The organism is Streptomyces lincolnensis, assembly GCF_001685355.1.
Classification (GTDB): Bacteria; Actinomycetota; Actinomycetes; order Streptomycetales; family Streptomycetaceae; genus Streptomyces; species Streptomyces lincolnensis.
This window is the reverse complement of the sequence record NZ_CP016438.1, coordinates 9,793,468-9,818,924: the sequence shown is the minus strand read 5'-3', so window position 1 is coordinate 9,818,924 and position 25,457 is coordinate 9,793,468. Positions and strand designations below refer to the sequence as shown.

The following is a 25,457-nucleotide window of genomic DNA, read 5'->3' as shown; positions in this document are numbered from 1 at the left end:
CATCGCTCGCGCCTGAGGACCTCTATCACGCCTGGCGGATCGGTCTCTGCCGAGGACCGCGTGCACGACCTCGGATCACAGGTCGCCGTCCATGCGGTCCTGTCGGCTCAATCTCCCTTGTCGGGCGCTGCGATCGGCCATCCCCGGAACAGCGGCCCTGATCGCCGACTGGGCGCTGCAATACCGCGTCGGGTGCCAGGCGACCGGGCGCATCGTCCGCACGTGCGCCCCACGTACCTCCGCAAACCGGGTGCTCGCGGCGAGGAGTTGCTGCCCTGCGTCACGTGAGGCCCGCTCCTTCTGGGCCGTCATGTGGGCAGCAACCACGAGAGCGGCAAGCCGGAGAGGTCGGAGATTGGGCGTCGGCGCCTACTGCCACGCCACCTGGCCAGAAGAGCTGGGCGCGCATGTGCTGCGTGAGGTTCTCGAGGATCTCGCGCAGCCACGGGCTGCGGACGGCCGCCAGCTGGACCAGGGTGTGCTGGAATGCTCCCGGATCGGCCCGGAACAGGTGACGGGGGCGTGGCGCGGGCAGGTCGCGGAGGACGCCGTCGGGCATGCCGCCCGACGCAGGGACGGGCAAGTACGGCTCGGGGGTGGCCAACCACAGCCATATTCCGAACGGCAGCGGCACCGAGTATGCCGAGGCTGCCGGGTTGGGCGGGGTCCAGGTCTCCCCCGTCTGCGGATGGGTGGGCACGAGGAGGATGTCGGCGTTCGCATAGAGGGCGAGCCTTCCCGGTCCGGCCAGGACAGCGCGCCGCGCCGGCGGACCTGCGGGCAGCAGGGCGTCGAGGGCGCGTGGGAACACTTCCGCGATCAGGCCGTCCGGGACGGTCACCGGCCGGCCCTCCGAGGCCGCCGGCCCGACCGCCGAGCAGGCGCCTGCCCTCAACGAGCCCTTCGTCCTACCCCGTCAAGGACTCGTCCGCACAGCCGCCGACCATTGGTTTCGAAGCCTGGGCGTCCATCCGCACATCGCCGCCGAGGCCGACGGTCACGAAGCCCTGCTCACCCTGGTAGCCCTTGGCTACGGCACGGGAATCATCCCCGGCCTCGTGCTGCAGCACAGCGGCCTCCGCACCAGACTTCGACAGCTGCCCACTCCCACCCGCCCCGAGCCGCTCGCCATCGGTGTCTGCGTCCGACGAGCCGACCTGCACCGCCCTCTCATCGCCGCAGCCTGAGCAGTAACCCAGCCTGGTCAAGGCAACGGATCAGAGCATGCGGCGCCATCGCAGAGGGGTTCGAAAACTCTCTGACGTCAACGCGATCCGAAGGTCACAGGCGCGCTGAGTGGCTTGACTGGTGCAGAGAAGTGGTGTCCGTCCCCGCCGGGCGCAGCGGAAGCCCGGGCCCAGGCTTGAAGTCCCCAGGCGAGGGACGCGCTTGCGGAACGGTGGCAATCACGTCCCCGACGGGGTCGAGGACGGCACGGCTTACCGGGTGCGTAGCCAGGCGGGGCGGCACGCCATGAAAGGGGCCCACGCCCGCGGCTACCGCGACGCGCCGAAGCGGGTCCGCCACAGGTCGCGGAGCAGTGCGATCTCGGCCATGTGGTGGATGAACTCGAGGTTGGCCGCCGCCAGGACGCCGACGAAGGGGTAGTCGGCGTCGTTGCTGTAGGGGTACTGCGAGAGGCCGACCGTGTCGAGTTGCTCGTCGGTGAGGTCGGCGACGCTGTCGCGCCAGCGGTCGATGACCGTCCAGAAGCGTTCGAGTTCGAGGGCCGCGGAGGGGGTGAAGTCGACCAACTGCTTCGGCTCGTGCCGTCGTTCACCGAAGGTCCACTCCCAGCCGCCGGCGAAGTGGAAGTGCAGGTGGCCCAGCCGCCACGCGATCGTGGTGACCGGTGTCTCGTCGGGCTCGGGCTCGCCGGTGTGGGCGAGGACCTGCTCGACGCGCTCGACGCTCACGCCCCAGTCGTCGGCGATCTTCTCGACGGTCATGCCTCCGGCGGCCTGGCGGGCGACCTCGGCGTACTCGCTCGCCGGGATGTCCGGGGCGCCCTGGTCCATCACCCACTCCCCCGGCCCGAACGCCCTGGGTGTCGCCGCCTCGCCCCTGCGCCTGATCGACCAGCAACCGGGCACTGGCTCCCACAGGTACTCCTCGTCACCGAGCCCCGCGAGCCGTACCTGGGCCATCTCCCTGGCCTGGTCGAACTGTTCGAGCAGTAGGCCCAGACGGTCCGTCCGCGCGCCCTCGGTCTCCATGGTCGGCACCTTTCGCCTGGCGTCGCAGACCTCACTGCGCCCTGGCGGAACATAGCGGCTCGCCCGACGCGGACGCGACCGATTTCCCACGAGGTCGGTTCCGGGCGAACCACCGGAGCGAAGGTAGTTGACACATCACCTTGGGTTGATGTGTCATCTTCCTCAGCGGCACCCCGCACGGCCGAGGAGAGCCTCATGAGCACGCCACCGCAGAGCGGTCCCGACGCACTGCCGACACCCGCGCAGAGCGTCCTGCTGCTGATCGACCACCAGCCGCTCCCGTACCTGTACAGCCATCGGCCGACGACGGTCTTCGGCAACGTGCTGAGCCTGGCCAAAGCCGCCGAGGCGTGCCGCGTCCCCACCGTCCTGACGACCAGCACCGAGGAACACAGCGGTCCGCTGCTCCAGCCGCTCCAAGTCCTCTTCCCCGACCGCGGACCGATCACCAGGACGGTCACCGACCCCTGGCAGGACCGGCGGGTGGTCGACGCCGTGCAGGCCACCGGACGGAAGAACCTCGTCATTGCCGGCCTGTACACGGAAACCTGCGTGACCCTGTCCGCCCTGCACGCCGCCGACGAGGGCTACGCCGTGCACGTCGTCACCGACGCCTGCGCGGGCGTGACGGCCGAGGCCCACGAACTGGCCGTACGCCGCATGGCTCTCGCGGGCGTCGTCCCGGTCACGCGGGCGGCCGTCGGCACCCGGTGGGCGCCACACCGGACCCGCAACCAGCAGCTCCTCGCCACACTCGTCCCCGAGGCCGGTGCCTGAGCACGGCAGCACCTCACACGAGTGCGGCAGGCCGCACCACCCACCCCCCTCCCCCCCCCACGCGATCAGGAACCGTCATGAGCCCGTTCATATCCGCGGGGGACGACATGCCCCCGGCGCAGACCCCCCTCGCACACCAAGCGCCGCCCGTCATGCCCCTGTGGGAAGCGTCCGACGCCCGTCTCCTGCCCTCGACCCCGTCCGCGCCCCGCTCCGCACACCCCTCGACGGCCGCCCTGTCCGGACCGAGCCGGTGAGACCCCAATGGCTCGCGGGAGTGGCGATGACGGTCCTCTTCTACGTCGCCCTCCTGTCGATGACCCGGGGCGCCCCGCCCGTCCACTGCTGCCACTAGGCACCGGCCGGCACCCCTCCCTGCGAACAACGGAGCCCCCATGTCTCTCGCAGTCCAGTTCTTCACATACGGCACCGGTGACGCGCTGCGTGCCGTGCACGTCGAGCGGCCGACCCCCGGCCCCGGCCAGGTACGGCTGGCCGTCCGGGCAGCCGGTGTGAATCCCTTCGACTGGAAGGTTCTCGCAGGCCGGATGCGTGAGCGGATGCCCCTCGACCTGCCCGCCGGCCTCGGGACCGACGTGGCCGGGGTGGTGGACGCGGTCGGTGACGGCGTGACGGAGTTCGGCGTCGGGGACGAGGTGTTCGGGACCTCGCTCACGCCGTCCTTCGCCCACTCCGCCCTGGCCGATCCCGCGAAGCTGGCAGCCAAGCCCGCCACCGTCTCCTGGGCCGTGGCGGGGAGTGTCGCCGTCGCGGGCGGCACCGCCTCGGCCGTACTCGACCGGCTCAAGGTCGGCGACGGCGAGACGGTGCTGATCCATGCCGCCGCCGGTGGCGTGGGCACCTTCGCCGTGCAACTGGCCGTCGCCCGTGGCGCGCGGGTCATCGGGACCGCCCGCGAACGCAACCACGGCCTGCTGCGCGGGCTCGGCGCCGTCCCGGTCACCTACGGCGAGGGGCTGGTCGAGCGGGTGCGGGCCGTCGCCCCGGACGGCGTCGACGCGGTGCTCGACGCCTCCGGTCGGGGCGAGATCCCGGACTCCGTCGAACTCGCGGGCGGCCCGTCCCGGGTCCTGACCATCGTGGCGTTCGACGCCGCGGACACCGGCATCCAGATCCACACGGGCAGCCCGCTGGGGACCCCGGTCCTGCAAGAGCTGTCGGACCTCATCCAGAAGGGGCACCTCCACGTCCCGATCGCGCGGACCTACGGCCTCACGGAGGCACCCGCCGCGCTCGACGCGAGCCGAGCGGGCCAGGTGAGCGGCAAGATCGTCATTCTGCCGGAGTGAGACGCTCCACCGACCGCATGTGGGGAGGCGGGCATCGGTCAACCGATGCCCGCCTCCTCACGTGCACTGCCCGCGTCGCCGCTCAGTCGTCGTCAGGCAGCGCGCCCGCGAACGCGCCGGCCATCCGCAGCCAGGGCTCCGCCTCGTCCTTGCGCCCCTGGCGTTGCAGGGTGCGGCCCAGCATCAGGTGGGCATAGTGCTCCACCGGGTCGCGCTCGACGATCTCACGCAACTGCTCCTCCGCACGCCGTAGTTGTGCGGAGTGGTAGTAGGCGCGGGCCAGCAGCAGCCGAGGGCCGGTCTGCTCCGGGACTTCCTCGACCACGGGGACGAGCAGCTTCGCGGCACCGCTGTAGTCCCGCGCGTCGAACAGCAGGAGGGCCCGCTCCCAGCGCTCGGCGGTGGTCTCCTCGTGCGGCACGCCGGCACCGTTGTCGAACAGGTGCAGGGCGCTGGCCCAGCGGTCGGGCGCCACCCCGTCCGTCGCGGGATACGCGGCGAAGTTGTCGCTCATCTTTCCTCCTTGTGCTGTCGTGCCGCCGGTCGGGCCTTGTGATGTCATGCCACCGGTTCGGTGGTCCGTGCGCGCTCCGCCTCACGGGCGGCGAGCAGGGAGGCGTGGGTGGGGGCGTCGGGCACCCCGGCCGGCCGGCCCGCCGCGAACTCCTTGCGCAGCACCGGTACGACCTCCTCGCCGAGCATGTCGAGCTGTTCCAGCGCGGTTTTCAGCGGCACTCCACCGCCGTCCACCGCGAACAGCTGGCGCTGGTAGTCGCCGGCGTACTCGCGGAAGGCCAGCGTCTTCTCGATGACCTGCTGCGGGGAGCCGACGGTCAGCGGGGTCTGCTCCATGTACTCCTCCATGGAGATCCCGCCGCCCATCACCGGCGAGTGGTCGAAGTACGGGCGGAACTCGCGGATCGCGTCCTGGGAGTTGCGGCGCATGAACACGTGCCCGCCGAGGCCGACGACGGCCTGCTCGGGGGTGCCGTGGCCGTAGTGCGCGTACCGCTGCCGGTACAGGTCGACCATCCGCTTGGTGTGGTCGGCCGGCCAGAAGATGTTGTTGTGGAAGAAGCCGTCGCCGTAGTACGCGGCCTGCTCGGCGATCTCCGGCGAGCGGATGGAGCCGTGCCAGACGAACGGCGGTACGCCGTCCAGCGGCCGGGGCGTGGAGGTGAACCCCTGGAGCGGTGTCCGGAACTTCCCCTCCCAGTCCACGACGTCCTCGCGCCACAGCCGCCGCAGCAGGGCGTAGTTCTCGACGGCGAGGTTGATGCCCTGCCGGATGTCCTGCCCGAACCAGGGGTAGACCGGGCCGGTGTTGCCGCGGCCCATCATCAGGTCCACCCGGCCGTCGGCCAGGTGCTGGAGCATCGCGAAGTCCTCGGCGATCTTCACCGGGTCGTTGGTGGTGATCAGCGTGGTGGAGGTGGAGAGGATCAGCTTCTCCGTCCGCGCGGCCACATAGCCGAGCATGGTCGTCGGCGACGACGGCACGAACGGCGGGTTGTGGTGCTCACCGGTGGCGAACACATCGAGCCCGACCTCCTCGGCCTTGAGCGCGATGGCGACCATGGCCTTGATGCGCTCACGCTCGGTCGGCGTACGACCGGTGTGGGGGTCGGTGGCCACGTCACCGACGGTGAAGATGCCGAACTGCATCGCCTTCCACTCCCATCCATTCCGTTGATGCATCAACCATATCCTCGCAACATGGCTCCACCCGTCCCTATTCCGCTCCGGGACGGGCCCTCCTCTAGCGGGGGCTCTTCTCCAGTTGATCGAGCACGCGGCGCGAGATGCCCGCGAGTGCCTGGAGCTCGTCGGAGGTGAGCAGATCGATGAACAGGCGACGGACACTCTCCACGTGGCGGGGAGCGGCCTCTGCGATCGCCCCGCGTCCCGCCGGGGTGATGACCACGAACGCGCCGCGGCCGCCCTTGAAGCAGCCTTCCCGGGTGACCAACCCCCGCTTCGCCATGCGGGTGACCTGGTGTGACATCCGACTCTGCTCCCATTCCACCTTCTTGGCCAGATCGGCGGAGCGCATGCGGCCCTCTGGCGTGTCCGCGAGATGGACGAGCACGGTGTAGTCGGCGGCGGACACCCTCGACTCCGACTGGAGGTCGCGGGACAGGCGTCCGCTGAGCCTCTCCTGCATGTTCATGAAGCAGCGCCAGGTGTTCCGCTCCAACGGGTCGAGCCAGTGCGGTGTTCCGGTCATCCGCGATCCTCCTCCGTTCAGCGCAACTCCCCCTCCAGCCAGTGCAGGACGTCCGGTGTCACGGGGTCGGTGAGGTCGGCGAACTCGTCGTGCCGCTTGAGGAACTTGGCCACGTAGGGGCAGACCGGCACGATCCGCTTCCCGGCCTCGCGCACGTCATCGAGTGCCCACTGGACCAGTTCCACGGCCAGACCCTGGCCGGCGAAGGCCTCGTCGACCTCCGTGTGGAAGAAGACCCGTTGGTCACCGCGGTCCCGGTAGGCCGTCAGCCCGGCGCGCCGACCGTCGACCAGGATCTCGTACCGGTGCTCGTCGTCCACTCGCCGGACGATCCGGAGGACGGAGGGCTGGCTCATCAGGTGCCTCTCGTACGAAGGTCAGCGGCGCGGAGGGTTGCCGCGCGGCGTGATGACGGCGTTCGGCAGGGCCGGGGCGGGCAAGCGGTGTCCGGGATAGCCCTCCACCGTGCCGAAGCGGTCGGTGCCCGCCTCCCAGTCCTTCCGGGCCCGGACGATGTCCTCGTGGCTGCGGCCGATGAAGTTCCACCACATGACGATCTCCTCCTCGAACGGAGGGCCGCCGAGCAGGAGTGTGCGCGCGGGGGCGTCCGACTCGTTCACGACCGTCAGGGTGTCGGTGCCGCAGGGCAGGTAGCCGAGTTCGGCGGGACGCAGCACGGTGCCGGCCAGGCGGACGTCCCCGCTGTCCACGAGGAGGCCGTGCTCGAAGGCGGAGTCGACGGTGAGGGTGACCGATGCGCGGGGGTCGAGGACGATCTCGGCGCCGAGCAGGGGGGTGAAGGTCCGCACCGGGGAGGCACTTCCGGCGAGCGTGCCGAGGAAGACCTTGATCTCGGCTCCGTCGACCCGCACCGAGTCGGGCACGTGGTGCTGGAAGTCGCGGGCGGTGTTCCGGTGCCGCTCGGGGAGCGCCACCCACAGTTGGACGCCGTGGATGACGGTCGTGGCCGGGGTGGAGACCTCCGAGTGGGCGATGCCGTGTCCGCCGGTCATGAGGTTCATCTCGCCCGGCCGGATCAGGGCGTGGGTGCCGAGCGTGTCACGGTGCTCGACCTCCCCACTGAACAGCCAGCTCACCGTCTGCAGGCCGGTGTGCGGATGCGGGGGCACGTTCATGCCCGTCCCGGTGGCGTCGACCGGGCCGTAGTGATCGGCGAAGCACCAGGCTCCGATCAGCGTCCGAGAGCGCTGCGGCAGCGTCCGGCGCACCGTCAGGGCGCGCGGGCCTCCCAGCGGTACCTCCCGTGCCGTCAGCACGTCGACACGGGGCTTTTCGGCCGACCGGCCGTCGTCCACGGCGGCCCCGCATGTCAGCGCCGCGGGTTCGGCTTCCGCGTTGCTCACCGGGGCTCCCTTCCCCACACCATAGTTGTCACATCAACTATGATGCCATGAGAAGGGGCCGATGGCTACGGCACGCATCCGGCATCCTGTCCATGGCAGCCCCGAAGGAGGCACTACGTGAGTGAGCAGGCCCAGGGAACCGCACCGCGGAGGATCTTCATCGACAAACAGAGCCCCAAGGCCTTCCACGCCCTGGTGCAGACCTCGGAGGCGGTTCGCACGACGGCCGCCGAGGCGGGGCTCGACCGCACCACGGTGGAGCTGATCAACCTCCGCGTGTCGCAGGTGAACGGCTGCGCCTACTGCCTCGACCTGCACACCAGGAAGGCCCTGCGCGCGGGCGAGTCACCGCAGCGACTGGGAGTCCTGGCGGCCTGGCGGGACACCGACGTGTTCACCGCCGCGGAGCGCGCGGCGCTCGGGCTCGCCGAGGCGGCCAACGATCCGACGGACACCGCCGCGCAGACGTCCGCCTACGCGACCGCCCGCCGAGTGCTCACCGACGACCAGATCTCGGCCGTGACCTGGGTGGCGATCACCATCGGCGCGTTCAACCGCGTATCGATCATGAGTAGGCATCCGGTGCCGGCGCCCCGCCAGGCGGAGCCGGTCGACTGACGAGTCCGAGGAGAGCGCGGGCGGGGCGGTCCACCCGAACCGGGGGTCACCGCTCCATCGTCGGGCCGGTCGCCCCGCTCAGGGCTGGTCTTCGTCCAGCTTCTTGATGACGCGCTCGGAGATGTCGGCCAGCACCCGCAGCTCCGCCGGGGTGACGTGATCCATGAACAGCTCGCGCACCGCCTCGACATGGCGTGGGGCGGCGGCCTCGATGGCCGCCCGCCCGGCGTCCGTGATCACCACGAACGCGCCGCGCGCGTCCTCGGCGCACTCCTCCCGCACCACCATGCCCCGCCCGGCCATCCGGGCGATGTGGTGGGACATCCTGCTCTTCTCCCACTCCAGCGCCCGGGCCAGGTCCTGGTACCGCTGCCTTCCGTCGGGCGCGTCGGTCAGGTGCACCAGCACCGCGAAGTCCGCGCCCGACACCTTCGATTCCGACTGGAGCAGGCGCGCCAGACGGCCGCCGAGCCGTTCATGCAGACGGATGAAGCCTCGCCAAGCGCGCTGCTCCTCCGGCGTCAGCCACCGCACTGTCTCTCCCATGGAGAGAGTCTAACGGTGGTTGACAGTTCATCGAACGGTCATGGCGGAGGGGACTGCGTCGCGCCCGGACGTCAGTGGGGGGACAGCGCCGGTGACCGCCAGCTGCCGAAACCACGCACCGCTGTCCTTGAGCGTGCGCCGCTGGGTCTCGTAGTCGATGTGGACGATGCCGAAGCGCTTGGAGTAGCCGTAGCCCCATTCGAAGTTGTCCATCAGGGACCACACGAAGTACCCGCGCAGATCGACACCGGCGGTCAGTGCGCGGTGGGCGGCGGTGATGTGGCGGTGGAGGTAGTCGACGCGTTCGGGGTCGTGGACGGCGTAGGAGCCGTCGGGGCGGACGGAGAGGTGGTCGTCGAAGGCCGCTCCGTTCTCGGTGATGACCAGGGGCTGGTCCGGGAACCGGGTGTGCAGGTCCAGGAGGAGTTCTTCGAGCCCGTCGGGGTCGATGTTCCAGCCCATGGCGGTGTGCGGGCCGTCCTGTGCGACGAACTCGACCTGTGGTGAGCCGGGCCAGGGCGATCCGCCCATGTCCTTGTGCCCGTCGTTGTTCTGCCGCGCAGTGGCGCCGTCCCACAGCCGGACCGTGGTGGTGGCGTAGTAGTTGACGCCGAGCAGGTCCAGGGGCTGGTGGATCTGCGCCAGGTCGCCGTCCTGGACGAACGCCCAGTCCGTGACGTCCGCGGTGTCCTCGATGAGGTCCTGCGGGTAGTGGCCGCGCAGCAGGGGTTCGGTGAAGGCGCGGTTGGCCAGCGCGTCGATGCGGCGTACGGCTTCCTCGGCGCCGGGGCCCTCGCCGCGCAGGACGTGGAAGTTGAGGGTGATGGAGTACTGGGGGTCGTTGGTGGTGACCGCCCGGAGTTGTTGGACCGCGAGGCCGTGGGCGAGGTTGAGGTGGTGCACGGCGGCCAGAGCGGCGGCGCCGTCGGTGTGGCCGGGGGCGTGCGCTCCGGAGCCGTAGCCGAGGTAGGCGGAGCACCAGGGTTCGTTCAGCGTGGTCCAGATCGCGACGCGGTCGCCGAGGGCTTCGCCGACGATGCGGGCGTAGTCGGCGAAGGCGTGGGCGGTGGCGCGGTTGGTCCAGCCGCCCTCGTCCTCCAGCGCCTGGGGCAGGTCCCAGTGGTAGAGGGTCGCGACGGGGACGATGCCGCGAGCGAGCAGACCGTCGACCAGACGGCTGTAGAAGTCCAGGCCCTTGGGGTTGGCCGGGCCTCGGCCGGTGGGCTGGACGCGCGGCCAGGACAGGGAGAACCGGTAGGCCCGCAGACCCAGGGACGCCATGAGATCGAGGTCGTCCTCCAGGCGGTGGTAGTGGTCGGCGGCGATGTCACCGGTGTCGCCGTTCCACGTCTTGCCGGGGGTGTGGGAGAAGGTGTCCCAGATGGAAGGACCGCGCCCGTCAGCGGTGGCGGCGCCCTCGATCTGGTACGCGGCGGTCGCGGAACCGAGGAGGAAGTGGGCGGGGAAGGACAGGGGCTGGGCGGGTTCCTGCCGGGCTGTCGACATGCGTGACCTTTCTGACGGGCGTCGGTACGAACGGCCTGCCTCTTCAGGCTCTCGGCCGGCGGGTCCGGCCCTTCGACGTGCGGTGCGTTCCGGCGATCTGCCGGTCCTCTTGCCGGGAAACAAGGTGATGTTAACGTTAACAATCCGTCAGGACCATCACCCCGGCGAATCCCGTTCCCGCCCTCGCCCGCTTCGGAGTGCGCCCTGTGCCGACCTTCGCCAACCCCGTTCTCCCCGGCAGTCATCCGGACCCGTCGATCTGCCGGGTCGGGGAGGACTTCTACCTGGTCACGTCGTCGTTCACGTACTATCCCGGGCTGCCGCTCTTCCACAGCCGCGACCTGGTGGACTGGAGGCCGCTCGGGCACGTGGTGCACCGGCCCTCCCAGGTGTCGCTGACCGGGCTGGGCGTCTCGGACGGCCTGTGGGCCGCCACGATCCGCCACCACGAGGGCACCTTCTACGTGGTCGTGACCCTGGCGCGCGGCCGTCAGGGCAGCACCACGTTCCTGTACACCGCCTCCGACCCCGCCGGTCCCTGGTCCGACCCGGTCACCCTGGAGGCCGAGGGCATCGACCCGTCGCTGTTCTTCGACGACGACGGCCGCTGCTGGTTCACCGCCTGCCGGGACGCGGCCCGCCCGGAGGTGACCGGCCCCGGGGAGCTGTGGATGCGGGAACTCGACCTGGAATCCCTGGCGTTGACGGGTCCGACCCACATCCTGTGGCACGGCGCGCTGCGCGGTGCCTGGGTGGAGGCGCCGCATGTGTACAAGCGCGACGGCGTGTACCACCTGATCGGCGCGGAGGGCGGCACCGAGCATCATCACGCGGTGACCGCGGCCCGCGCCGACGCCGTCACCGGCCCCTACACGACGGACCCCAGGAGCCCGCTGCTCACCCACCGCCACCGCGGGGCGGCGGAACTGATCCACAACGTCGGTCACGTCGACCTCGTCGACACTCCCGCCGGGGAGACCTGGGCCGTTGCCCTCGGGGTACGGCCGGTCGAGGGCACGCACACCCTCGGCCGCGAGGTGTTCCTGGTCCCCGTCGAATGGACGCCCAGGGGCCCCGTCTTCGCGCCGGACACCGGGCGGGTGAGGCTGACGGAACGACTGCCCGCGGGAGCGGCCACGCCTCCGCACCGGGACAGCCCGGTGCGCGACCACTTCGACAGCGCCGCGCTCGGCCCGGAGTGGAACAGTCTGCGAGGTCCGGTCGACGACCTCGTCTCGCCCCGTCCCGGGGAGGGCGGACTCACCGTCCGCCTCTCCCCCGAGCCCCTCACCTCCAAGGCCACCCCCGCCTTCGTCGCCCGCCGGCAGCAGCATCTGCGCCTGAGCGCCGCCTGCCGTGTCCGCTTCGCCGCCGGCGCGCCGACGCAGGAAGCGGGACTGGCCGTCTTCAAGGAGCACGACCGACACGCCACGCTGGCGCTCACCGCCGACGCCTCCGGAACCCCGCACGTCGTCCTCACCGCCCTCGAGAACGGCGTCGCGACCCGCCTGGCGGCGCTCGCCGTGACGGGCAGCGAGGTCGTCCTCGCGGTCGACAGCGACGAATCCGGCTACGCCTTCCGCGTCGAGGACGGCACCTGGTCGGTCCTGGGCAGCATCGAGCGGTCCTTCTTCAGCACGGAACGAGCGGGCGGGTTCGTCGGCGTCTACATCGGCCTGTACGGCACCGGCAACGGCGAGGCCGACGCGGGCGAGGCACAGGTGCGGTGGTTCGAGTACTCGCCCCGGCAGGCCGGTCACCGGGAAGCCGATCAGCCGTAGAAGTTCTTCGCCCAGCGGTGCTCGGCCAGCAGCGCGAGGTGCCGCGGGGTGAGAGGCGGTGCGTCGGCGACCGCCGCGTTGCGTTCCACGTTCGTCAGTGAGCGCATGCCGACGATGATGGTGGAGACCGCCTGCCCGGCGAGGGCGAAGCGCAGGGCGGTGGACGGGAGTTCCTCGACGCCGATCCCCAGGTCGGCAAGGATCGCGTCCACGTGCTCCTCGACCTGGGCGGGCCGGTCGTCCCTGAAGTACCAGTTGCGCCAGTCGCCCTCGGGGAAGGTGACGCCCGTGCGGACCGAGCCGGTGAGGGCGCCTTCGTCGAGGGTGACCCGGCCGATCACGCCGACGCCGTACTCCTCGCAGGCCGGCAACAGGGCATCGGCCGGGGCCTGTTCGAAGATGTTGTAGATGACCTGGACGGCGTCCAGGACTCCGGTGCGCAGGACCGTGAGCACGTTCTCGGGCTGGTGGTCCTTGACCGAGATCCCGAAGAACCTGATCTTGCCCTCCTGCTTGAGGGCGTCCACCGTCTCCAGCCAGTCGCCGCGGCCGGTCCACTCGTCCTCCCAGGTGTGCAGCTGGAGGAGGTCGACGTGGTCGCGGCCGAGTTCGCGCAGGCTGGTCTCCAGGCTCTCGCGCAGGTGCGAGCCCGGGAACGCCTCCATGGGGTCGAGTCCGCTGGGCGACAGGGAGACCGGGACCTTCGGCCCGACCTTCGTCGCCACGTGGACACCGTCCCCACCGCCCGGGAGCTGCTTGAGCGCGCGGCCCACGATGCTCTCGCTGCGGTCGTAGGCCCTGGCGGTGTCGATGAAGGTGACGCCCAGGTCGACGGCCCGGTGCAGGGCGCGTACGCCGGAGTCGTCGTCGGCGCCGACCCAGGCCCCCTGGCCCAGTCCCCAGGCTCCGTAGCCGATCTCGGACACGGTCAGGCCGGTGCGGCCGAGTTCGCGATAACGCATGTGCTGTTCGTACTCCCGCGTGACGCCCTGCTGATGAGGGCCGTTTTCCGGTGCCGCCCGCCGATCGGCGGGTCGTGCCCGCACGACGCTACAGAGGGCGACACCCGGGCGACAGCGCAGAAGGACAGCGAAACTTTCGACGCCCGTCAGGAACCGGCGCGGGGCGCGGCCGTGCTGCGCCGTACGACGAGTTCCGGCGTGATCTTCTGCCGTTCGGCCCGCTCCCCGCCGAGCATGCGCACCAGCAGTTCGATGGCGCTGGTGCCGAGGTGGGCGAAGTCCTGGCAGACCGTGGTCAGGGCGGGCACCAGGTATCCGGCGCCGGTGATGTCGTCGAACCCGACGAGTGACACGTCGTCGGGTACCCGCACGCCTCGCTCCGCGAAGGCCGCGAGGACTCCCATGGCCATCTGGTCGTTCCCGGCGAAGACCGCGGTCGGCAGTGGAGTGTCGTCGTCGCAGAGCCGGTGGGCGAGGCGGAAGCCGCTCTCCGCGCGGAAGTCGCCCTCCAGCATGGCGCCCTCGGCCCCGGCGGCGTCGAGTTCGGCCCGCCAGCCGTCGACGCGGGTGCGGGCGTCGAAGGTGTTCAGGGCGCCCGTCAGATGGACGATGTTCCGGTGTCCGAGGTCGAGAAGGTGGCGCACCGCCAGACGGGCGCCGAGTTCCTGATCGACCTCGACGAAGCTCAGATCGGGGTTGGGCACGCTGCCGGACATCACCACCGCGACCGGCACCCCGAGGACGAGCCCGGACAGCGCCTCCACGACGACGGGCCGGTCGGCGACGACCGCGATCGCCTCCACCGACTGATCGGTGAGGCGCTGAAGTGTCTCCCTCAGGTCACCGGTGCTGGGCTCCCCCTGCCAGCTCGCCAGGCTCACCCAGTAACCGGCCTGCTTGGCGGCGGTCTCCACCCCGAGGAGGATGCGCGGCAGCTCGAACAGTTCCGATCCGGCGATCACCACGCCGATCGTCGACGAACGGCGGCTCTTGAGCGCCCTGGCCACGCTGTTGCGGCGGTAGCCCAGTTTCCGGATGGCGGCCTCGACGCGGGTCCGGGTCTCCGGGCGGACCGACGGATGACCGTTGATGACCCGGGACACGGTGATGTGCGAGACGCCGGCTTCCCGTGCCACGTCCATCATTCCCGGCGGCCGGTTCATGTCACGCCCTCTGCCCTCAACACCAGCACGCGGCCCTGCGTCCACCGCCGATACTGCCACAGGCGTCGGCGCCCGCCCGGCCGCGGCGAAGCCACCCGTCACTGCACCCTCCCCTTTTAGTTGACACGTCAAGCATGCCAGGCGATACTTGACACATCAACCAACGGTCCGCGAAGGAGCCCGCCCCATGTCTGATCTTGTCTTCGGTCTGGACACGTTCGGCGATGTGCCGCAGGACGACTCCGGCCGACCGGTGTCCGACGCCCGGGCCATCCGGCAGGTCGTCGACGAGGCCGTGCTCGCGGAGGAGACCGGTGTCGACGTCATCGCCCTCGGGGAGCACCACCGCCCGGAGTTCGCGATCTCGACCCCGGAGACGGTGCTGGCCGGTATCGCGACGCGCACCGAGCGGATCCGCCTGTCCTCCGGCGTGACCGTGCTGAGTTCCGACGATCCGGTCCGCGTGTTCCAGAGGTTCTCCACCGTGGACGCGCTCTCGAACGGCCGGGCCGAGGTCATCCTCGGGCGCGGCTCGTTCACCGAGTCGTTCCCCCTCTTCGGATACGACCTCGCCGACTACGACGTGCTGTTCGAGGAGAAGATCGAGCTCTTCGCCAAGCTGCTCCAGGAGAAGCCCGTCACCTGGAACGGCACCAAGCGGGCCCCGCTGGAGAACGCCGACATCTTCCCCAGGACCGAGTCCGGGCACCTGAGCACCTGGGTCGGTGTCGGCGGTTCGCCCCAGTCGGTCATCCGGACCGCGCACTACGGCTTCCCGCTCATGATCGCCATCATCGGCGGCTCCCCGGAACGCTTCGCGCCCTACATCGACCTCTACCGGCGCGCGACCGACAAGTTCGGTACGACCGCCCACCCGGTCGGCATGCACTCGCCGGGCTTCATCGCCGACACCGACGAAGAGGCCCGGGAACTGCACTGGCCGCACTACAAGGTCATCCGGGACCGTATCGGCGCCCTGCGCGGCTGGCCGCCGGTCCGCAAGGAGGAGTACGAGGCCGAGATCGCGCACGGCTCCCTCTACGTCGGCTCGCCCCAGACGGTCGCCCGCAAGACGGCCGCCGCCGTCAAGGCGCTCGGCGTCGGCCGGTTCGACCTCATCTACACCGCCGGGACGCAGCCGGTCAGCGCGCGTCTGCGTGCCGTCGAGCTGTACGGCACCAAGGTCATCCCGATGGTCCGCGACCTCCTCGCGAACTGACCCCCCGAACGGAGAAGTCGACATGGACACCACGGCCGTACACACCGTCGGCATCCTGGGTGCGGGCAAGGTCGGCACCGTGCTGGCACGCCTGGCGGTGGCAGCCGGTCGGCGGGTGCTCATCGCCGGCTCGGGCGACCCCGCGAAAATCGCCCTGACCGTCGAGGTCCTCACCCCCGGCGCGGAGCCGGTCACCGCGGCCGAGGCGGCGGCGCAGGCGGACGTCGTCGTCCTGGCCCTCCCCCTGGGCAAGTACCGGAGCATCCCGGCTCCGGCGCTGGAGGGCAAGCTCGTCATTGACGCCATGAATTACTGGTGGGAGGTCGACGGCATCCGCGAGGACCTCACCGACCCCCTGACCTCCTCCAGCGAGACCGTGCAGCGCCACCTGTCCGGGGCCCGGGTGGTCAAGGCGTTCAACCACATGGGCTACCACGACCTGGAGGACGGGGCCCGGCCCGCGGGAACACCGGGACGCAAGGCGATCGCCATCGCCGGTGACGATCCCCACGACCTCTCCGCCGTCGCCCGCCTCGTCGACGCCCTCGGCTTCGACCCCGTCATGGCGGGTCCCCTGGCCGAGGGCGTACGACTCGAACCGGGCAGCGAGCCCTTCGGCGCCGACGTCGGCGCCGGGGAACTGCGCGCGATGCTCCTGCGGTTCCCCATGTCGGAGCGCGGTCGGGCCGTGATCGGCGCGCGGAACGCGGCTTCGGCGTCGACGGAGCGCGTGGCCTGAGCAGCCGTGGTCACGGTGCACCTTCCCCACGGCCTTCGTGCTGGTCAGGTGTGTCCTTGGCCGGAGCACAGGATCAGCCGAAGGTCGCCTTCATGTCCGGCGATTACTCGTCCGGACGATCATGTTCGGGGCATCGCTCGAAGCTGTCCGACCTCTTTCCGCGTCGCGGCTCCGCTTGCCGTTCGGTTGGACGCCGAGGGGCCGTCATGCAGCACGGGTCGTCGTGTTCACCGTTTCTGAGCGGAAGCCGTACCCGATCTCCGGTGCCAGACCGTGGTAGTGGCGGAAGTTGTAGATGAGCGGGCTCCAGAGAGCGGGGTCGATGTGGTGCGTGCCCGGCACGACGATGCGTTCGTCGGCGTGGACGCGCAGTACGTCGCACTCGACGCTGAAGAAGAGCCCCGCTCCGCCCGGCGTCAGTGCGCGGGCCCGTGCCTCCAACTGCAGCGCGCACTCGGCGACCCGCGGCGGCTTCACGATGTGGGAATCGGCCGGGGTGAGCCCGGACGCGGCGAACTTGTCGGACTCGTACCGGTACACCGCTCGCTTGCTCTCGGGCACCGGGTCGGCCCCGGTGAGCGGTGCCAGGCGCTCCACCTGCTCCCACAGCTCCGGCGAGGCAACGTTGATCACCAGCTCGGAGCGCGCCGCGAGGTTGCGCGCGGTCTGGCTCTCACTGCCCAGGCCCAGGACGATGTGCTGTCCCAGCGCCCAGGCGGAGGAGATCGGGGCAAGGTTGAACGTGCCGTCATCGTTCTCGGTGGTCAGCAGGACCACGGGCGTGCCGAAGTAGAGGATGCTCGGCCGGACCACTCGGTGGGTGTCAGTCGTCATGCCTCAAGACGCTAGGGGCGGGACGTTTCGATGTGCGTCGAAGCATCGGCTGACGACAATGGTGCTGTGAGCAGCCCCGATATGTACGCGAAGGAACCGGACCTCGCCGCCCTGGGGGCGTTGCTGGCCGACCGCAGCCGCGCCGCTTTCTGCCTCGCGCTGCTCGACGGCCGCGCATGGACGGCGACGGAACTGGCACAGCTCGCGGGGATCGCACCGTCCACAGCGACCAGCCACCTGAACCGGCTGGTGACCGGCGGCCTGCTGGCCGAGGAGCGCAAGGGTCGGCACCGCTATGTGCGCCTGGCGGACCCCGCCGTCGCCGAGATGATCGAAGCTCTTGCCGCCCGGGCACCGCAGCGGCTCGTCCCGGTCCGCTCGCTCGTTGCTGCCCGCCGACACCGTGCCGTGGCCTTCGCCCGCATCTGCTACGACCATCTTGGCGGCTCCTTGTCCGTGGCGATCACCGATGCGATGACCGAACAGGGATTTCTGGACTGGGAGTTCGGCCCGGCCCTTACTCCCTCGGGCGCCGCATGGCTCACGGACACGGGCATCACCCAGGAAACGGCACCACACGTACGCACGTGCCTGGACTGGACGGAGCGGCGCCTGCATCTGGCGGGCGCGGTCGCCGCGGCCGTATTCCACCATGCGGTTCAGGAGTCCTGGCTCGTGCCGGCCGAAGGCTCCCGCGTCGTGCGGCTGACGGACCCGGGGCGCGACGCCTTCCAACGGCACCTGGGCCTGACTGACGAGGCACTCACGGCTCGCTGAGCTTGTTCTGATCCTTGACGGGCCCGGGCACCATGATCAGCGTGCCCGGGTCGATGTGCCCTCAGCAGATGTCGAGGTGACTGAAGTCGTACGTCGCGTAGTCCGGGAAGTTGTAGATGTTGCCGTCCGCGAGGGCGCGGAACGTGTAGTTGGGACCCCAGAAGCGGACCTCGGCTCCGCCAGTCTGGTTGTTGCGAACAGAGAGCGCGTCGATGAAGTTCGCAAGCGACCGCGTATCGCACTTATACAGGTGGAAGATGCTGTGCTTGCCGTCGCCCTGACCAATCGCCACGCAGGCGATTCCGGACAGCCTGGAGCACCAGATCAGCTCCGACTCCCGCTTGTCACCCGGCACATCCCGCTTTACCCACTCGTCCGCGAACAGCGGGGAGATCTGCGGTGTCCATCCGGCCGTTCCGGCCGCGACGTTCGGTGCCGCCTGTGCTGGTGCCTGCGCCGCCAGCGGAACAAGGACTGCCGCGACCATCGCCACGACCATGGCAGCCGCCCGTGTTCTGAATGTTCTCAACCTCAATTGATTTCCTCTGTAGTCACAACCGATGCGCCGACCGGAGTGCTCACATCTCCTGCTCCAGATGCGGCAGCGACCAAGAGCTCCCCGAGTCGGCGCGTCGAAGCGTAGACCGCACCAGGGACGGCGCCCCCCTGACAGATGTCAGGGTTCTGGCAGCCTGGTAGCTGAGCCGGCCGATGTGCAGGGGAAGGTCGGGCGAGCCCCGGGGCCAGGGACGTGGAGGCCGCGAGACCCTCAGCCGGCGCACAACCGGCCGAACGGCCAGCTGATCGCGCTCCGTGCCCGGCTCCTGGACCACGTCCGCTTCCCGTGCGTCCACCTCGACGCCACCTACCGCAAGGCGCGGGTGGAGCACCAGATCGTGAGCCGTCGCGACGTCCGAGCGAATGACGCGGTGCCTCGCCTCGATTCGAGACGTCACCGCCCTTCTGCTGGACCACGCAGCCGAGGGCCGCCGACGTGACGCCTATGCCGGCGGCGTCCCCTGTCTCAAGATGTGGGGCTTGGTCCTCGGAGGCTGGATCCACGTCCGAACGCTCCAGGCCGTCCTCGACACCCACGACGACACCTCCGACCAGAGCCACCGCCGGATATCCGAAGCCAACGCCTACGGCGCTCACCACCTCAGCCGCGTCGCGGCGTACGCGCAGTCGGCGAGCGCAGGAGAAACCGGCTGATCAGCCAGGAAGCCGCGCCAACTCCCGCAGCAAGCCGTTGAGCTGGGCGAGGATCGATGCCCGCTGTGAGTTGATTGAGCCGGTCCTGTCCGCGTGGCGCTTCGAGCGTCGCGGCCGGGCCTTGGACTTCGGTCGGCCGCCCGAGCATGACCTGCGCGCGATCATGAACGCGATCCTCTCCTGTGACGGTTCGCTGAACGATTGCGGGCCCGTACTCCGGGCACTCCCCATCACCCTCGCCACGCTGTACGGCCGCCAGGCGCCGCTTCAGCCGGCGGTCAACCCACCCAGGCACCGACGCCCAGCGTCCCCGGACACTTCACCCGGGGGCCGCCGCCGACGCGTACCGCGGTGTCCACTGCGCCGTGGAGATCGCGGTGCGCAGGTCGGCCTCCGTGGCCTCGGGGGCGACGCCGTCCTCGACGGCGGTCCTCGCCACGGCCAGCGCGATCTCGCGGGCGGCGTCCCGCATGTCGGCCAGGGGTGGCAGCAGCGGGGTCACGTCGTCGCGGCCGGCCCGCACCGCGTAGTCGCCGACGGCCCGGGCCGCCGCGACCATCATGCGGTCGGTCACGCGGGTGGCCCGGCAGGCGGTGACGGCCAGTCCGACGGCGGGGAAGACGTAGACGTTGTTGGCCTGGGCGACCGGGACCTCGCGCCCACCCAGCTTCAGCGGCGGGAAGGGCGAACCGGTGGCGATCAGCGCCCGGCCGTCGGTCCAGCGGGCGAGGTCGGCGGGGTCGGCCTCGGAGTGCGAGGTCGGGTTGGACAGGGGCAGGATCACCGGCCGGTCGACGGTGTCGGCCATGCCCCGCACGATCTCCTCGGTGAAGGCGCCGTGCGCGGTGGACAGTCCGATCAGCACCGTCGGCTTCGCCTCGCCGACGACCCGGGCCAGGTCGGGCGTGCCCGCGCCCCACTGCCGTACCTCCGCGTCGTCGCGGGCGTAGACCCGCTGCTCGGGTGTGAGGTCGTCGCGGGAGCGCACCAGCAGGCCGTCGATGTCGACGAACCAGAAACGGTCGGCCGCCTCCTGCTCGGAGAGGCCTTCCTCCAGGAGGGCGGTGCGGATCATGTCGGCGACCCCGATCGCCGCGGATCCGGCGCCCAGGACCACGATGCGGTGGTCGGTCAGGTGCGCCCCGGCGATCTGCGTGGCGGTGCTCAGCGCGCCGAGGGCCACGGCCGCGGTGCCCTGGATGTCGTCGTTGAAGGTCAGCAGCCGGTCCTGGTAGCGGCTGAGGATGGGACGGGCGTGGGCGGTGGCGAAGTCCTCCCACTGGAGCAGGGTGCCGGGGAGTTCGGCCTCCACGGCGGAGACGAACGCCTCGATCATCTCGTCGTACTCGGCGCCGGTGACGCGGTGCTGCCTGCGGCCGAGGTAGTGCTCGCCGCCCAGCAGGTCCTCGTTGTCGGTGCCGACGTCGAGCAGGATCGGCAGGGTCCGCGCCGGGTGGATGCCGCCGATGGCGGTGTAGAGGCTGAGCTTGCCGATCGGGATGCCCATGCCGCCGACGCCCTGGTCCCCCAGGCCCAGGATGCGCTGGCCGTCGGTGACGACGATGACATCGACCTCGCCGCCCGGCCGGTTGCGCAGGATCTCGCGGAAGCGGTGCCGGTTCTCGTACGTCAGGAACAGCCCGCGCGGCCTGCGGTAGATCTCGCTGAAGCGCCGGCACGCCTCGCCGACCGTCGGGGTGTAGACGACCGGCAGCATTTCTTCCAGGTGCCGGGTGAGCAGGCCGTAGAAGAGCACCTCGTTGGTGTCCTGGAGCTGCCTCAGGTAGATGTGCCGGTTGAGCGGCTTGTCGTACCCGAGGAACGCCTCGTACGCACGGTCCGCCTGCTCGTCGAGCGTCTCCGTGGCGGGTGGCAGCAGCCCGTCCAGGCCGAGTTCGGCACGCTCCCGGGGATCGAAGGCGGTCCCCTTGTTGAGCAGTGGATCGGCGAGCAGGGCCGCTCCGCGGGCAGGGGCTGAGCTGTGCGTTGCCATGACGTTCCTCGGGTCGACGACGGTCAGGGACGGGGGATGTTGCGCAGGTTGGCGCGTGCCAGGTCGAGCATCCTGCCGACGCCTCCGTCGAGCACGGTCCGGCCCGCCGCGAAGGCGAAGCCCTTCACCTGACCGGCCGAGATGTGCGGCGGGACCGACAGCGCGTTGGGGTCGGTCACCAGGTCGACCAGGAACGGGCCGTCGTGGGCCAGCGCCCGCTTGAGGCCGCCGACGACGTCCTCGGGACGTTCGATGCGGATCGCCTCGATGCCCGCGCCGCGGGCGATCGCCGCGTAGTCCACGGGACCGTGGTCGGTCTCGTGCTCGGGCAGTCCTTCGACCAGCATCTCCAGTTTCACCATGCCGAGGGAGGAGTTGTTGAAGACGATCGTCTTCACCGGCAGTTCGTGCAGCTTCACCGTGAGCAGTTCACCCATCAGCATGCCGAGTCCCCCGTCGCCCGACATCGAAATCACCTGGCGTCCGCGGTCGGCGAACTGCGCGCCGATGGCGTGGGGCAGCGCGTTGGCCATCGTGCCGTGCAGGAACGAACCGATCACCCTGCGTCGCCCGTTGGGCGTCAGATAGCGCGCGGCCCAGACGTTGGACATCCCGGTGTCGACGGTGAACACGGTGTCGTCGGCGGCGAGTTCGTCGAGGACCGCGGCCGCGTACTCGGGGTGGATCGGCAGGTGCCGCTCGACGTTGCGGGTGTAGGCGCCGACCACTGTCTCAAGGGACTTGGCGTGCTTGCGCAGCATGCGGTCCAGATAGGAACGGTCCGGCTTGGCCTCGACCAGCGGCAGCACGGCGCGCAGGGTCTCCCGTACGTCGCCGTGGACGCCGAGTTCCAGCACCGTACGGCGGCCGAGTCGTCCCGCGTCGTGGTCGATCTGCACGGTGCGCGCCTGTGGGAGGAAGTCGTTGTACGGGAAGTCGGTGCCCAGCAGGACGACCAGATCGGCCTCGTGCATCGCGTCGAAGCAGGCTCCGTAGCCGAGCAGTCCGCTCATGCCGACGTCGTAGGGGTTGTCGAACTGGATCCACTCCTTGCCGCGCAGCGAGTGCCCGAGCGGGGCGGCGGTCTTCTCGGCGAGGGCCATGACCTCGGCGTGTGCGTCCCTGACCCCGGCGCCGGCGAACAGCATCACCTTGCGTGCCGCGTTGAGCTTCTCGGCCAGCGCCCGGACCTGCGTGTCCGGCGGGACGACGCGTCCGCGTTCGGTGACCAGGTCGGTGGTGCCGGTGGGGTGGGTCGCCGGGGCGTGCGCGACGTCGCCCGGGATGACGAGCACGGACACCGCGCTGTTGCCGAGCGCCCGTTGCAGGGCGATCCGCAGTACCCGGGGCATCTGCTCCGGGGTGCCGATCATCTCGCAGTAGTCGCTGCACTCGGTGAACAGCCGCTCCGGGTGCGTCTCCTGGAAGAAGCCGGTGCCGATCTGGTGGGTCGGGATGTGCGAGGCGAGCGCCAGCACAGGCGCCCCGGAGCGGTGCGCGTCGTACAGTCCCTGGATCAGGTGGGTGTTGCCGGGGCCGCAGCTTCCGGCGCACACCGCGAGCCTGCCGGTCAGCTGCGCCTCCGCCGCCGCGGCGAAGGCGGCCGCTTCCTCGTTGTGGACATGCACCCACTCGATGCCGTCGGTGCGGCGTACCGCGTCGACCACCGAGTTCAGGCTGTCGCCCACCACTCCGTAGATCCGCTCCACGCCCGCCTGACGCAGGATGTCGACCAGTTGCTGGGCCACCGTCACATGTCGCATCGCCGGATCTCTCCTTCTGGGCTGCACACCCAAGTCGTAGGCTCTTGACCACCCCCGAATATAGTTGATGCGTCAAGTGTTTCCTCGACGACGCCCCCGCGTGTTGCTCATCGCGCGGAGTTTTTCACCCTGCACAACAAGTTCAAGGGCTGCACCCTTGACCGGACACCCCTCCCGCTTGGACCATGTTGCGTATTGCTCATCCTGTTGCTCATCGCGCACTGGAGGATGCCATGCCGCCTCGTCCGCATCCCGGCCACGAGTTCGTCCTCACCCTGTCCTGTCCCGACCAGGCCGGACTGGTCCACGCCGTCAGCGGGTTCCTCCTCGCCCACTCCGGGAACATCCTGGAGAGCCAGCAGTTCGACGACCGGCGCCAGGGCCGCTTCTTCATGCGCGTGCACTTCGACGTCTCCGACCCCGCCATGTCGCCCGAGCGCCTGAACGCCGACTTCGCGCCGGTCGCCGACGCCTACCGGATCGACTGGCGGCTGCGCGACGCCGCGGCCCCCGCCCGTACGCTGATCATGGTGTCCAAGTACGGCCACTGCCTCAACGACCTGCTGTTCCGCAGGAGCACCGGCGTGCTCAACGTCGAGATCCCCGCGATCGTCTCCAACCACCGGGACTTCGAGCCGCTCGCGCGGAGCCACGGCATCCCCTTCCACCACATCCCGGTCACCCGTGACACCAAGGCGGACGCGGAGGCGGAACTGCTGGACCTGGTGGAGCGGCTCCGGATCGACCTCGTGGTGCTCGCTCGCTACATGCAGATCCTCTCGGACAACCTCTGCAAGCGGCTTGAGGGCCGGGCCATCAACATCCACCACTCCTTCCTCCCCAGCTTCAAAGGGGCCCGCCCCTATCTCCAGGCCCATGAACGGGGAGTCAAGCTGGTCGGCGCGACCGCCCACTACGTCACGCCCGACCTGGACGAGGGGCCCATCATCGAGCAGGACGTGGTCCGCGTGGACCACTCCCACGACCCCGACGAGCTGGTCACGCTGGGACAGGACGTCGAGGCCCAGGTACTGGCACGGGCCGTGCAGTGGCACACCGAGAACCGCCTCCTGCTCAACGGCCACCACACCGTGGTCTTCCGCTGAGGCCCCGCACCGTCGTCGCCCCCGTACCCGGAGACCGCAGATGTCCGTTCTGAACACGCCCCTGCACGAGCTCGACCCGGAGGTCGCCGCCGCGGTCGACGCCGAGCTCCTGCGCCAGCAGTCCACCCTCGAAATGATCGCCTCGGAGAACTTCGCCCCGCTGGCGGTCATGGAGGCCCAGGGCTCGGTCCTCACCAACAAGTACGCCGAGGGCTACCCCGGCCGCCGCTACTACGGCGGCTGCGAACACGTCGACGTCACCGAGCAGATCGCCATCGACCGGCTCAAGGAACTGTTCGGCGCCGAGTACGCCAACGTCCAGCCGCACTCCGGCGCCTCCGCCAACCAGGCCGCCCTGTTCGCCCTGGCCCAGCCCGGCGACACCATCCTCGGCCTGGACCTCGCGCACGGCGGCCACCTCACCCACGGCATGCGCCTGAACTTCTCCGGCAAGCAGTTCAACGTGGTCGCCTACCACGTGGACGACGCCGGTCTGGTCGACATGGCCGAGGTCGAGCGGCTCGCCAAGGAGCACCGGCCGAAGGTGATCATCGCGGGCTGGTCGGCGTACCCGCGCCAGCTCGACTTCGCCGAGTTCCGCCGGATCGCGGACGAGGTCGAAGCCTTCCTGTGGGTCGACATGGCGCACTTCGCCGGCCTGGTCGCGGCGGGGCTGCACCCGAACCCGGTCGAGTACGCCGACGTCGTCACCTCCACCACGCACAAGACCCTCGGCGGACCGCGCGGCGGAATCATCCTGGCGAAGAAGGACTTCGCCAAGAAGCTGAACTCGTCCGTCTTCCCGGGCTTCCAGGGCGGTCCCCTGGAGCACGTGATCGCGGCGAAGGCCGTCTCCTTCAAGGTCGCCGCTTCCGAGGACTTCAAGGAGCGGCAGCGGCGTACGGTGGAGGGTGCGCGGATCCTCGCCGAGCGTCTGACGGCCGCGGACGCCCGCGAGGCCGGGGTGAACGTGCTGTCCGGCGGCACCGACGTGCACCTCGTCCTCGTCGACCTGCGCGAGTCGGAACTGGACGGGCAGCAGGCCGAGGACCGTCTCCACGAGGTCGGCATCACGGTCAACCGCAACGCCGTCCCGAACGACCCGCGCCCGCCGATGGTCACCTCGGGCCTGCGCATCGGCACCCCGGCCCTGGCCACCCGCGGCTTCACCGCCGAGGACTTCACCGAGGTCGCGGACGTGATCGCCGAAGCGCTGAAGGCGCCCTCTCCCTTCCAGGGGGCCGACGCCGGGGCGCTCGGGGCCCGGGTCCGGGCGCTCGCCGACAAGCACCCGCTGTACCCGGGGCTCAACGAGTAGATCCTGTCGGTATGCGTCAGGGGGGA

General features: G+C 70.3%; 25 protein-coding genes and 1 pseudogene. 11 read left to right on the top strand and 15 right to left on the bottom strand.

Features of this window, described 5'->3' with window-relative positions:
• Positions 1-391 precede the first annotated feature (391 nt).
• A pseudogene (locus SLINC_RS46825) lies at positions 392-862 on the bottom strand (hypothetical protein); the annotation flags it as partial.
• Here SLINC_RS46825 and SLINC_RS46820 point away from each other — a divergent pair.
• Complete coding sequence (locus tag SLINC_RS46820) at positions 819-1,187, top strand: LysR substrate-binding domain-containing protein (RefSeq protein ID WP_079165003.1); 369 nt, start codon at positions 819-821, stop codon at positions 1,185-1,187. The pseudogene SLINC_RS46825 and the gene SLINC_RS46820 sit on opposite strands and share 44 nt — an antisense overlap.
• A gap of 309 nt (positions 1,188-1,496) precedes the next feature.
• Here the strand turns inward: SLINC_RS46820 and SLINC_RS43320 are convergent, their stop codons facing one another.
• Complete coding sequence (locus SLINC_RS43320) at positions 1,497-2,216, bottom strand: DinB family protein (protein ID WP_067443892.1); 720 nt, start codon at positions 2,214-2,216, stop codon at positions 1,497-1,499.
• Between the two features lie 195 nt (positions 2,217-2,411).
• On the opposite strand from SLINC_RS43320, the gene SLINC_RS43315 reads away from it, so the two are divergent.
• Positions 2,412-2,993: an isochorismatase family protein gene (locus SLINC_RS43315; RefSeq protein ID WP_067443891.1), complete on the top strand. Its 582-nt coding sequence runs from the start codon at positions 2,412-2,414 to the stop codon at positions 2,991-2,993.
• A gap of 395 nt (positions 2,994-3,388) precedes the next feature.
• Positions 3,389-4,303, top strand: a complete 915-nt coding sequence (locus tag SLINC_RS43305; RefSeq protein ID WP_067443889.1) for an NADP-dependent oxidoreductase — start codon at positions 3,389-3,391, stop codon at positions 4,301-4,303.
• Between the two features lie 82 nt (positions 4,304-4,385).
• Here SLINC_RS43305 and SLINC_RS43300 read toward each other — a convergent pair whose 3' ends face one another.
• The 5 genes from SLINC_RS43300 to SLINC_RS43280 form a co-directional block, all read right to left on the bottom strand.
• Positions 4,386-4,817, bottom strand: coding sequence for a tetratricopeptide repeat protein (locus tag SLINC_RS43300; protein WP_067443888.1), 432 nt, complete (start codon positions 4,815-4,817; stop codon positions 4,386-4,388).
• Between the two features lie 44 nt (positions 4,818-4,861).
• Complete coding sequence (locus SLINC_RS43295; RefSeq protein WP_067443887.1) at positions 4,862-5,968, bottom strand: LLM class flavin-dependent oxidoreductase; 1,107 nt, start codon at positions 5,966-5,968, stop codon at positions 4,862-4,864.
• Between the two features lie 94 nt (positions 5,969-6,062).
• Complete coding sequence (locus SLINC_RS43290) at positions 6,063-6,530, bottom strand: MarR family winged helix-turn-helix transcriptional regulator (protein WP_067443886.1); 468 nt, start codon at positions 6,528-6,530, stop codon at positions 6,063-6,065.
• A 17-nt stretch (positions 6,531-6,547) separates the two neighbouring features.
• Positions 6,548-6,886: a GNAT family N-acetyltransferase gene (locus tag SLINC_RS43285; protein ID WP_067443885.1), complete on the bottom strand. Its 339-nt coding sequence runs from the start codon at positions 6,884-6,886 to the stop codon at positions 6,548-6,550.
• A gap of 21 nt (positions 6,887-6,907) precedes the next feature.
• On the bottom strand, positions 6,908-7,894 hold the full coding sequence (locus SLINC_RS43280) for a pirin family protein (RefSeq protein ID WP_067443884.1): 987 nt from the start codon (positions 7,892-7,894) through the stop codon (positions 6,908-6,910).
• Positions 7,895-8,011: 117 nt separating this feature from the next.
• Here SLINC_RS43280 and SLINC_RS43275 point away from each other — a divergent pair, with 117 nt between their 5' ends.
• Positions 8,012-8,512, top strand: a complete 501-nt coding sequence (locus tag SLINC_RS43275) for a carboxymuconolactone decarboxylase family protein (protein WP_067443883.1) — start codon at positions 8,012-8,014, stop codon at positions 8,510-8,512.
• Positions 8,513-8,590: 78 nt separating this feature from the next.
• On the opposite strand, the gene SLINC_RS43270 is transcribed toward SLINC_RS43275, so the two are convergent.
• Both SLINC_RS43270 and SLINC_RS43265 read right to left on the bottom strand, forming a co-directional pair.
• Complete coding sequence (locus SLINC_RS43270) at positions 8,591-9,058, bottom strand: MarR family winged helix-turn-helix transcriptional regulator (RefSeq protein ID WP_067443882.1); 468 nt, start codon at positions 9,056-9,058, stop codon at positions 8,591-8,593.
• 27 nt (positions 9,059-9,085) lie between these two features.
• Positions 9,086-10,564 carry a GH1 family beta-glucosidase gene (locus SLINC_RS43265; protein WP_067443881.1) on the bottom strand — a complete coding sequence of 493 codons (1,479 nt, stop codon included), beginning with the start codon at positions 10,562-10,564 and terminating at the stop codon, positions 9,086-9,088.
• A gap of 206 nt (positions 10,565-10,770) precedes the next feature.
• Between SLINC_RS43265 and SLINC_RS43260 the strand changes: the two genes are divergently transcribed.
• Positions 10,771-12,345, top strand: coding sequence for a glycoside hydrolase family 43 protein (locus SLINC_RS43260; RefSeq protein ID WP_067443880.1), 1,575 nt, complete (start codon positions 10,771-10,773; stop codon positions 12,343-12,345).
• Here SLINC_RS43260 and SLINC_RS43255 read toward each other — a convergent pair.
• Positions 12,336-13,307, bottom strand: a complete 972-nt coding sequence (locus tag SLINC_RS43255) for an aldo/keto reductase (RefSeq protein ID WP_067443879.1) — start codon at positions 13,305-13,307, stop codon at positions 12,336-12,338. The two genes, SLINC_RS43260 and SLINC_RS43255, sit on opposite strands and share 10 nt — an antisense overlap.
• Positions 13,308-13,453: 146 nt before the next feature.
• Positions 13,454-14,470, bottom strand: coding sequence for a LacI family DNA-binding transcriptional regulator (locus tag SLINC_RS43250; RefSeq protein ID WP_067443878.1), 1,017 nt, complete (start codon positions 14,468-14,470; stop codon positions 13,454-13,456).
• Positions 14,471-14,657: 187 nt separating this feature from the next.
• Here SLINC_RS43250 and SLINC_RS43245 point away from each other — a divergent pair, with 187 nt between their 5' ends.
• Together SLINC_RS43245 and SLINC_RS43240 are read left to right on the top strand one after the other, a co-directional pair.
• Entirely contained in the window at positions 14,658-15,689 is a 1,032-nt protein-coding gene (locus tag SLINC_RS43245; protein WP_067443877.1) for an LLM class flavin-dependent oxidoreductase, read from the top strand.
• 22 nt (positions 15,690-15,711) lie between these two features.
• Positions 15,712-16,428, top strand: a complete 717-nt coding sequence (locus SLINC_RS43240) for an NADPH-dependent F420 reductase (protein WP_067443876.1) — start codon at positions 15,712-15,714, stop codon at positions 16,426-16,428.
• Between the two features lie 204 nt (positions 16,429-16,632).
• Here the strand turns inward: SLINC_RS43240 and SLINC_RS43235 are convergent, their stop codons facing one another.
• Positions 16,633-17,262, bottom strand: coding sequence for a flavin reductase family protein (locus SLINC_RS43235; RefSeq protein ID WP_067443875.1), 630 nt, complete (start codon positions 17,260-17,262; stop codon positions 16,633-16,635).
• Between the two features lie 66 nt (positions 17,263-17,328).
• Here SLINC_RS43235 and SLINC_RS43230 point away from each other — a divergent pair, with 66 nt between their 5' ends.
• Positions 17,329-18,039, top strand: coding sequence for an ArsR/SmtB family transcription factor (locus SLINC_RS43230; protein ID WP_067443874.1), 711 nt, complete (start codon positions 17,329-17,331; stop codon positions 18,037-18,039).
• A 61-nt stretch (positions 18,040-18,100) separates the two neighbouring features.
• Here SLINC_RS43230 and SLINC_RS43225 read toward each other — a convergent pair whose 3' ends face one another.
• The gene (locus SLINC_RS43225; RefSeq protein WP_159425408.1) at positions 18,101-18,526 is read right to left on the bottom strand and encodes a hypothetical protein; all 426 of its coding nucleotides are present in this window, start codon (positions 18,524-18,526) and stop codon (positions 18,101-18,103) included.
• Between the two features lie 434 nt (positions 18,527-18,960).
• On the opposite strand from SLINC_RS43225, the gene SLINC_RS43220 reads away from it, so the two are divergent.
• A complete protein-coding gene (locus SLINC_RS43220) occupies positions 18,961-19,251 on the top strand; it encodes an acyl-CoA dehydrogenase C-terminal domain-containing protein (RefSeq protein WP_067443872.1) in 291 nt (96 codons plus the stop codon).
• Positions 19,252-19,570: 319 nt separating this feature from the next.
• Here the strand turns inward: SLINC_RS43220 and SLINC_RS43215 are convergent, their stop codons facing one another.
• Both SLINC_RS43215 and SLINC_RS43210 read right to left on the bottom strand, forming a co-directional pair.
• Positions 19,571-21,244: an NAD-dependent malic enzyme gene (locus SLINC_RS43215; RefSeq protein WP_067443871.1), complete on the bottom strand. Its 1,674-nt coding sequence runs from the start codon at positions 21,242-21,244 to the stop codon at positions 19,571-19,573.
• A gap of 23 nt (positions 21,245-21,267) precedes the next feature.
• On the bottom strand, positions 21,268-23,007 hold the full coding sequence (locus SLINC_RS43210) for a pyruvate dehydrogenase (protein WP_067443870.1): 1,740 nt from the start codon (positions 23,005-23,007) through the stop codon (positions 21,268-21,270).
• A gap of 233 nt (positions 23,008-23,240) precedes the next feature.
• Between SLINC_RS43210 and purU the strand changes: the two genes are divergently transcribed.
• Together purU and glyA are read left to right on the top strand one after the other, a co-directional pair.
• On the top strand, positions 23,241-24,113 hold the full coding sequence (gene purU, locus SLINC_RS43205; protein ID WP_067443869.1) for a formyltetrahydrofolate deformylase: 873 nt from the start codon (positions 23,241-23,243) through the stop codon (positions 24,111-24,113).
• A 40-nt stretch (positions 24,114-24,153) separates the two neighbouring features.
• Positions 24,154-25,431: a serine hydroxymethyltransferase gene (gene glyA / locus SLINC_RS43200; RefSeq protein WP_067443868.1), complete on the top strand. Its 1,278-nt coding sequence runs from the start codon at positions 24,154-24,156 to the stop codon at positions 25,429-25,431.
• The last annotated feature ends 26 nt before the right edge of the window (positions 25,432-25,457 follow it).